The 6,081-nt window shown below is 74.5% G+C and carries 9 protein-coding genes; 4 read left to right on the top strand and 5 right to left on the bottom strand.

Annotation, left to right across the window (positions count from 1 at the left end):
- The first annotated feature begins 123 nt into the window (after positions 1–123).
- Positions 124–618: a thiol-disulfide oxidoreductase DCC family protein gene (locus tag ACSNOB_RS23900; RefSeq protein ID WP_436688670.1), complete on the top strand. Its 495-nt coding sequence runs from the start codon at positions 124–126 to the stop codon at positions 616–618.
- Positions 581–1,279, top strand: coding sequence for a TetR family transcriptional regulator (locus ACSNOB_RS23895; protein ID WP_436688669.1), 699 nt, complete (start codon positions 581–583; stop codon positions 1,277–1,279). Before ACSNOB_RS23900 ends, ACSNOB_RS23895 begins: the two co-directional genes overlap by 38 nt.
- A 317-nt stretch (positions 1,280–1,596) precedes the next feature.
- Here ACSNOB_RS23895 and ACSNOB_RS23890 read toward each other — a convergent pair whose 3' ends face one another.
- Both ACSNOB_RS23890 and ACSNOB_RS23885 read right to left on the bottom strand, forming a co-directional pair.
- Positions 1,597–2,259 (bottom strand): GNAT family N-acetyltransferase, encoded by a 663-nt coding sequence (locus ACSNOB_RS23890; RefSeq protein ID WP_436688668.1) that lies wholly within the window; start codon positions 2,257–2,259, stop codon positions 1,597–1,599.
- Between the two features lie 144 nt (positions 2,260–2,403).
- Positions 2,404–2,991 carry a DUF4396 domain-containing protein gene (locus tag ACSNOB_RS23885; RefSeq protein ID WP_436688667.1) on the bottom strand — a complete coding sequence of 196 codons (588 nt, stop codon included), beginning with the start codon at positions 2,989–2,991 and terminating at the stop codon, positions 2,404–2,406.
- A 256-nt stretch (positions 2,992–3,247) separates the two neighbouring features.
- Here ACSNOB_RS23885 and ACSNOB_RS23880 point away from each other — a divergent pair, with 256 nt between their 5' ends.
- Both ACSNOB_RS23880 and ACSNOB_RS23875 read left to right on the top strand, forming a co-directional pair.
- Positions 3,248–3,445, top strand: coding sequence for a DNA repair protein (locus tag ACSNOB_RS23880; RefSeq protein ID WP_436688666.1), 198 nt, complete (start codon positions 3,248–3,250; stop codon positions 3,443–3,445).
- Positions 3,446–3,563: 118 nt separating this feature from the next.
- Positions 3,564–4,082, top strand: a complete 519-nt coding sequence (locus ACSNOB_RS23875) for a hypothetical protein (RefSeq protein ID WP_436688665.1) — start codon at positions 3,564–3,566, stop codon at positions 4,080–4,082.
- A gap of 152 nt (positions 4,083–4,234) precedes the next feature.
- Here ACSNOB_RS23875 and ACSNOB_RS23870 read toward each other — a convergent pair whose 3' ends face one another.
- The 3 genes from ACSNOB_RS23870 to ACSNOB_RS23860 all read right to left on the bottom strand — a co-directional run bounded on the left by ACSNOB_RS23870 (position 4,235) and on the right by ACSNOB_RS23860 (position 6,035).
- Positions 4,235–4,966 carry a Clp protease N-terminal domain-containing protein gene (locus tag ACSNOB_RS23870; protein ID WP_436688664.1) on the bottom strand — a complete coding sequence of 244 codons (732 nt, stop codon included), beginning with the start codon at positions 4,964–4,966 and terminating at the stop codon, positions 4,235–4,237.
- 124 nt (positions 4,967–5,090) lie between these two features.
- Positions 5,091–5,291, bottom strand: a complete 201-nt coding sequence (locus ACSNOB_RS23865; protein ID WP_436688663.1) for an MbtH family protein — start codon at positions 5,289–5,291, stop codon at positions 5,091–5,093.
- Between the two features lie 117 nt (positions 5,292–5,408).
- Positions 5,409–6,035 (bottom strand): TetR/AcrR family transcriptional regulator, encoded by a 627-nt coding sequence (locus tag ACSNOB_RS23860; RefSeq protein ID WP_436688662.1) that lies wholly within the window; start codon positions 6,033–6,035, stop codon positions 5,409–5,411.
- Positions 6,036–6,081: the final 46 nt, after the last annotated feature.

Genomic DNA, 6,081 nt, shown 5'->3' with positions numbered 1-6,081 from the left:
GGCCGGTCCCCACCCCGGCAACCCGCAGCACGTCGGCCCGCAGCAGCACGTCGGCCCGCCGCAGCAGCACGTCGGCCCGGCCGGGCCCGCGCCCGCGGCCGGCCCCGGCGTACCGCCGGCCCGATGACCGTCCCGCCCGCCGAGGGGACGGGCGGGGCCCCGGACGCCACCGCGCACGGGGGCGGTGGCGTCCGGGGGTTCACCGTCCTCTACGACGCGCACTGCCCGCTGTGCCGCGCCGCGCGTGGCTGGCTGGCGTCCCGCCCCCAGCTCGTACCGCTGGAGTTCGTGCCGGCCGGCTCGGCGGAGGCCCGGCGGCGCTTCCCCGGCCTGGACCATGACGCGACCCTGCGCGACCTCACCGTGGTCGCGGACACCGGCGAGGTGTACGCGGGCGACGGCGCCTGGTTCGCGTGCCTCTGGGCGCTGGCCGACCACCGGGGCGCCGCCGAGCGGTTGGCGCGCCCACACCTGCTGCCGCTCGCCCGCCGGGTGGTCGCCGCCGCCTCGTCGGTACGCGAGCGCGTCCGCGATCCGTGGGCGGAGCCGCCCGACGACCCGGCGGGATACGGTGACCCCGATGACCGAGCAGACTGCGCCGACGACCGCTGCGGGTGAGCCGGCCACCGCGCGGGGCGAGCAGACGCGGCAGCTCATCCTGGACACGGCGATGCGGCTGTTCCAGGAGCGGGGGTACGCCCGGACCACCATGCGTGCCATCGCCCAGGAGGCCGGGGTGGCGGTGGGCAACGCCTACTACTACTTCGGGTCGAAGGACCACCTGATCCAGGAGTTCTACGCCCGCGCGCAGGTCCAGCACCGGGCGGCGGCACAGCCGGCGCTCGACCGGGAGTCCGACTTCGCCGCCCGGCTCGCCGGGGTGCTGCACGCCGGCGTGGACGTGCTCACCCCGTCGCACGCCTTCGCGGCGAGCTTCTTCAAGACGGCGGCGGAGCCGACCTCCCCGCTCAGCCCGTTCTCCGAGGAGTCGTCCGCGCCCCGGCAGGCGGCCGTCGACCTCTTCGCCGAGGCCCTGGACGGCTCCACCGCGAAGGTGGACGCGGAGCTGCGTCCGCACCTGCCCGAGCTGCTCTGGCTGGCGTACATGGGGGTGGTCCTCTACTGGGTCCACGACCGGTCCCCGGGGCAGGCCAAGACCCGGCAACTCATCGACGGTGCGGTGCCCCTGATCGACCGGCTGGTGGGGCTGTCCCGGTTGCGGGTGCTGCGCCCGGTCACCCGGCAGGTGCTCGACCTCATTCGCACGCTGCGTCACTGACCCGCGGCACCGTCCCGACGCGCTCCGCTCCAGGTCAAGTCCGCTTCTGGACAGTCCGAACCACCCGTCGGCATCTTGCCGAACCGCAGCTCGATACGTAGCGTGATCGGCACGTACGGCGACCGGCCCCGCGACGCCCGCCACGGGCGGAGGGACCTGGGGGGAGGCTGCGGACCGTGGATCCGGCCCGGGATCCACGGTCCGCGCCCTGCCGTCCGCAGCCCCTCACCAGGACGTCGCGCCGTCGCCGTCGCCCGGTCACTCCCGGCCGTCACCCGCCCGGGCGGCCGCGCCGACGCCACCAGCCGGTCGCCGGGTCAGGGCGGGTACACCCCGAACGACCGCCAGCCCCGGTCGGGGAAGCCCGCCGCCTCGGCGACCCGCGCGGAGGCCAGATTGGCGTGGCCGTGCAGGTAGGTCGGGACCGCGCCCTCGTCGAGCACCCGGCGGGCCGCCTGCGCCGCCAGCCGCCGGGCCAGGCCCCGCCCCCGCGCCGCCGGCGTCGTCCCCACCGCCAGCTCGTGGCCGTACGCGTCATGCCGCTTGATGCCCACGCCGGACAGGTACCGGCCGCGCTCGTCGCGCGCCACCAGCACGGGCCGGTCGAAGAGCCGGAGCCAGGAGGGCAGCCCCCGCGTGCGCGGGGACACCCACTCCCCGACCTCGGGCAGCGGAGCCGGGGCCAGGCTCCACCGGAACACGTCGTCGTGGACCACCCAGTCGGGCTGGCCGACCGCCCCGGGCAGCTCGGGCAGCAACCGCCCGGGTTGCCGGCGGGCCAGCTCGCGGACCGCCTCCACCCGGTCCGGCGGCACGGAGAGCACGGTGCTCGCCCCGGCCGCGACCGCGATGGCCGGCCGCAACCGCCCGTCCCAGGCCGGCCGGGCCCGCCGGTACGAGCCGACCACGTGCAGCCCGGGGCCCGCCGGCCACTGCCCCAGCCAGGTAGCCAGGTGCAGGTGGAGCTGCCGGTCGCGCATCGAGTCACCTTTCCGTGGTCCACCCACGGCGGCCCGGACACCTCCGGGCGCCGCCCGCCGCGCTCGCCGGGGCGCGGTCCGCGCCCCGGCCCGTCCGCCGATCACCGTACGCCGGACGGCCGCCGCCCGGCGTACGGTCCCCGATCAGTGGTGGGTGTGCCCCGCGCGCCCACCCTCGTGCCCGGCGCGGTCGGCCTCGTGCCCGGCGTGGCCGGACCCGTGCCCGGCGTGCCCAACCTCGTGACCGGCGTGACCGACCTCGTGACCGGCGTGGGCCGCCCCGTGAGCGGCGTGGTAGCGGTGGGTGACCGCGTGGCCCCGGCCCCGCGCGATCAGCGCCCGGTTCACCGGCACGGTGACCACGAAGGCCACCGCGAGCGCGACCGCGAGGCTGGCCCAGAACACCACGCTCCCCAGGCCGGCCTCCATCGCGCCGGGGATGGCGAGCATGACGCCGTTGTCGACCACCTCCATGACCGCGATGCTCACCGTGTCGGCGACCAGCGCCACCTTGATCGCGGTGCGCAGCGGGACGCCGGAACGCAGCACCGGCCGGATGGTCAGCGAGTAACCGAAGAGGAAGGCCAGGCCGACCGCGAGCGCGATGGTGGAGAGGTCTGACCAGCCGAGGGCGGTGCCGATGACCATGCCGAGCACCTCGCCGATGGCGCAGCCCGTGAGGCAGTGCAGGGTCGCCGTTACGGCCAGCCGGGTGAGATTCGCGTTCGTCATGCCCAGACCATATACCCCCAGGGGGTATTGCTCAAGAGACACCCGTCACGCCCGGCGGCAACCCGGGGTCGGCGGCGCCGGCGGCCCGGAGCCGGGGCGGCGGCGGTTGAAGGGCGCGAAGGGCGGGTACCCGGGGTGGAACATCGCCGACGGATGTCGCCGCGAACTCCGGTCAGAGCCAGGGGAACCCGACGCATCGATCGACCGTCATATTCATTTCCATACATGTACAACTTTCTTTGGGACGGTAATGGTCATGCCGAAACAGCCGAATGACCGGCACCAGCAGGACACCGAGCGACTCTGGCGCACGCCCGGGGTCGCGGAACGGTTTCCCGCCCAGCCGCCGTACCGGGGCAACCGCGGCGCCACCCGTGCGGACGCGCTCTCCTGGGGCGAGCTGAACAAGCTGCCGGCCGGGACCTCCACCCGCCGCAACCTCAACCCGCGGTGACCCGCCGCCCCGATCGGCGGCGGCGACACACCCGGGCGGTCCAGCGGCGGCTTTCGCACACCTGTCGGGTAATTTCTTCTGGTCCGGCACCCGGCCCACGACAGGAGAAGCACCGCGCATGGGCAAGAAGACGATCCACGTCTCCGACTTCAGCGGCACGGTCATCCAGCCCGACGACGAGGTGGTCCGTGTCGTCGTCCTGGAGCACCCTGACCTGGTGGCCGGGCCCGTGCAACTGGACGCCACCCCGGTCGAGGTGGAGAGCATCGACGACGCCGCGCTTGACGTCGCGGTGGTCGAGATCCACGACCGGCACGGCGGCGGCGAGCCCCGGCGGGTGGTGCTCACGGCGAGCGAGTTCGACGCGATGGCCACCGACGTGCCGATGGCACAGCTCCTCCGGACCGCCGAGCGGGTCCGCCCGCCCAAGGCCCGCAAGGGCGCCGAGAAACTCGACTACGGCACCATCGAGCACGCCGGCAAGCCGCACCGGGGCCGGGTCACCGAGGAGGAGGCCCGGCTGGTGCGCGAACGGCTCGACGAGGTCAACAAGCGCCTCGCCGACGCGGGCATCCGCCAGATCGACCCGGCCGACCCGGAGCACGCCGACCGGTACGGCTTCCCCGCCGTCTCCTGAGGCCACCACGGCGACGCCCGGCCCCCACCGAACAGCCGAGGGCACCGGGGCCGGCCCGCGCCACCGGCCCCGGCACGCACCGCCGACGCGCGTCGCCCGGGCGCTCGCCCCGGCGGCCCCCGACCGCCGCGACGGGCGTCGACCTCGGCGTGTCAGCCCCGGGCGCCCTTCGCGGCGGCCTCGACCGCCGCGACGAGCGTCGACTCGGCGGTGGCCTTGTCGACGCCGAGCCCGGCGAGCACGCCCGTGCCGTTCTCCAGCTCCAGCAGGGCGAGCAGGATGTGCTCCGTGCCGATGTAGTTGTGCCCCAGCCGCAGCGCCTCGCGGAAGGTCAGCTCCAGCGCCTTCTTGCCCTGCGCGTCGTACGGGATCAGGTCGGGGACCTCGGCCGACGACGGCGGCAGCGCGGCCGTCGCGGCCTCGCGCACCCGCTCCAGCGATACGCCCTGCGCGACGATCGCCTTCGCGGCGAGGGCCTCCGGCTCGGCGAGCAGCCCCAGGAGCACGTGCTCCGGGCGGATCTCGGCGTGCCCGGTGGCCCTCGCCTCGTTCTGCGAGGCCATCACCACGTTGCGGGCACGGGGGGTGAACCGGCTGAAGCCCTGCTGCGGGTCGAGCGGCGCCTCGGGGGTCTTCGGCACGAAGCGCTTCTGCGCCGCCTGCTTGCTGACGCCCATGCTCCGGCCGATGTCCGTCCACGAGGCGCCGGAGCGCCGCGCCTGGTCCACGAAGTGGCCGATCAGGTGGTCGGCGATCTCGCCGAGGTGGTCGGCCGCGATGACCGCGTCGGCGAGCTGGTCGAGCGCGTCGGTGTGCGCCTTCTTGATCGCCTGGATGAGGTCGTCGAGCCGGACCGGGTTACTCATCTGCACTGGATCCGTCATGCGTCAACGATAGGTTGACGCAACCTCGTCGTCAACCCTGAGTTGACGGCATCTCGCCGACGCCTGCCGGTCCGGCGGCGCACCGGGACCGTCCCACGAGGACGGGCGGCGCGCCGCCGGTCGGTCAGGCCGCGCTTCCCGCCGTCCGCAGGCTGGCCGGGCGCATGTCCGTCCAGACGCTCTCGATGTGGGCCAGGCACTCCTCACGCGAGCCCCGGACGTCCACCGTCCGCCACCCCTCCGGCACCGGCCGGTCGGCCGGCCAGATCGAGTACTGCTCCTCGGCGTTGCGGACGACGACGTACTGCTCCGCTTCGAAACTCATCCCGCGTCTCCCCGTCACGAACCGGTCGATGAGATCACTGGTACCGCACGACCCTATGCCAGCCGACGCGGCCGGGGCAACGACGACCTTCACTCGACCCCGGGCGTCGGCGGCGGCTCAGTCCGCGGCGCCGTCGGGCTGCGGCGCGTCGTCGGACAGCGGCCGGACGAGGAGCTCGAACGCCTCGGCGTACCAGGTCTCCGGCACCGACTCCGGGTCGACCAGGCGCTGGATGCTCAGCCCGATGTCCAGCCCGAGCAGCAGCGTCGCCGTGCGCGCCACGAGCGCCGGGTCCGGCCCGTCGGCCCGGGCGGTCAGGTGCGCGGCGATGCCGGCGCGGGTGCGGCGCAGCGCCTCGATGTAGCGGGGACGCACCCGCGGGTTACGCATGGCGGCGATCCAGAACTCCATCATCAGCAGCGCGAAGTCGGCGTTCTCGCCGGCCCGGTCGCCGGTCGAGTTGGCCGAGCTGAGGGCGGCGAACGCCTGCACCATGTCGGTCTCGCCCGCGGTGACCTCGGTCAGGTCGGTGCCGATGATGTCCAGCTGCCGGTCCAGCAGGGCGAGGATGATGTCCTCCTTGTTGCGGAAGCTGGAGTACACCGCACCCTTGGTCAGGCCGGCCGCCGCGGCGATGTCGTCCAGGGAGGCCGCCGGCCCCCGCTCGGCGAGCAGCCGCTGCGCCGCGTCGAGCAGGCGGTTCCGGTTGTGCCGCTGCCGCTCCTGGCGCCCCATCCGTTCCATCAGGCGACTCTCCCGTCATTCCGCTTGACCAGAATCTCCGCATTCC

The sequence above is a fragment of the Micromonospora sp. URMC 106 genome (genome assembly GCF_051386395.1).
In the GTDB taxonomy this organism is placed as follows: Bacteria; Actinomycetota; Actinomycetes; order Mycobacteriales; family Micromonosporaceae; genus Micromonospora.
The sequence above is the reverse complement of the archived record's forward strand: the minus strand, read 5'-3'. Positions and strand labels throughout refer to the sequence as shown.

Bases quoted from the DNA above. Each gene is read 5' to 3' on its own strand.
- ACSNOB_RS23900 (WP_436688670.1), top strand. From the start codon at position 124: ATGACCGTCCCGCCCGCCGAGGGGACGGGCGGGGCCCCGGACGCCACC.
- ACSNOB_RS23895 (WP_436688669.1), top strand. From the start codon at position 581: ATGACCGAGCAGACTGCGCCGACGACCGCTGCGGGTGAGCCGGCCACC.
- ACSNOB_RS23890 (WP_436688668.1), bottom strand. From the start codon at position 2,259: ATGCGCGACCGGCAGCTCCACCTGCACCTGGCTACCTGGCTGGGGCAG.
- ACSNOB_RS23885 (WP_436688667.1), bottom strand. From the start codon at position 2,991: ATGACGAACGCGAATCTCACCCGGCTGGCCGTAACGGCGACCCTGCAC.
- ACSNOB_RS23880 (WP_436688666.1), top strand. From the start codon at position 3,248: ATGCCGAAACAGCCGAATGACCGGCACCAGCAGGACACCGAGCGACTC.
- ACSNOB_RS23875 (WP_436688665.1), top strand. From the start codon at position 3,564: ATGGGCAAGAAGACGATCCACGTCTCCGACTTCAGCGGCACGGTCATC.
- ACSNOB_RS23870 (WP_436688664.1), bottom strand. From the start codon at position 4,966: ATGACGGATCCAGTGCAGATGAGTAACCCGGTCCGGCTCGACGACCTC.
- ACSNOB_RS23865 (WP_436688663.1), bottom strand. From the start codon at position 5,291: ATGAGTTTCGAAGCGGAGCAGTACGTCGTCGTCCGCAACGCCGAGGAG.
- ACSNOB_RS23860 (WP_436688662.1), bottom strand. From the start codon at position 6,035: ATGGAACGGATGGGGCGCCAGGAGCGGCAGCGGCACAACCGGAACCGC.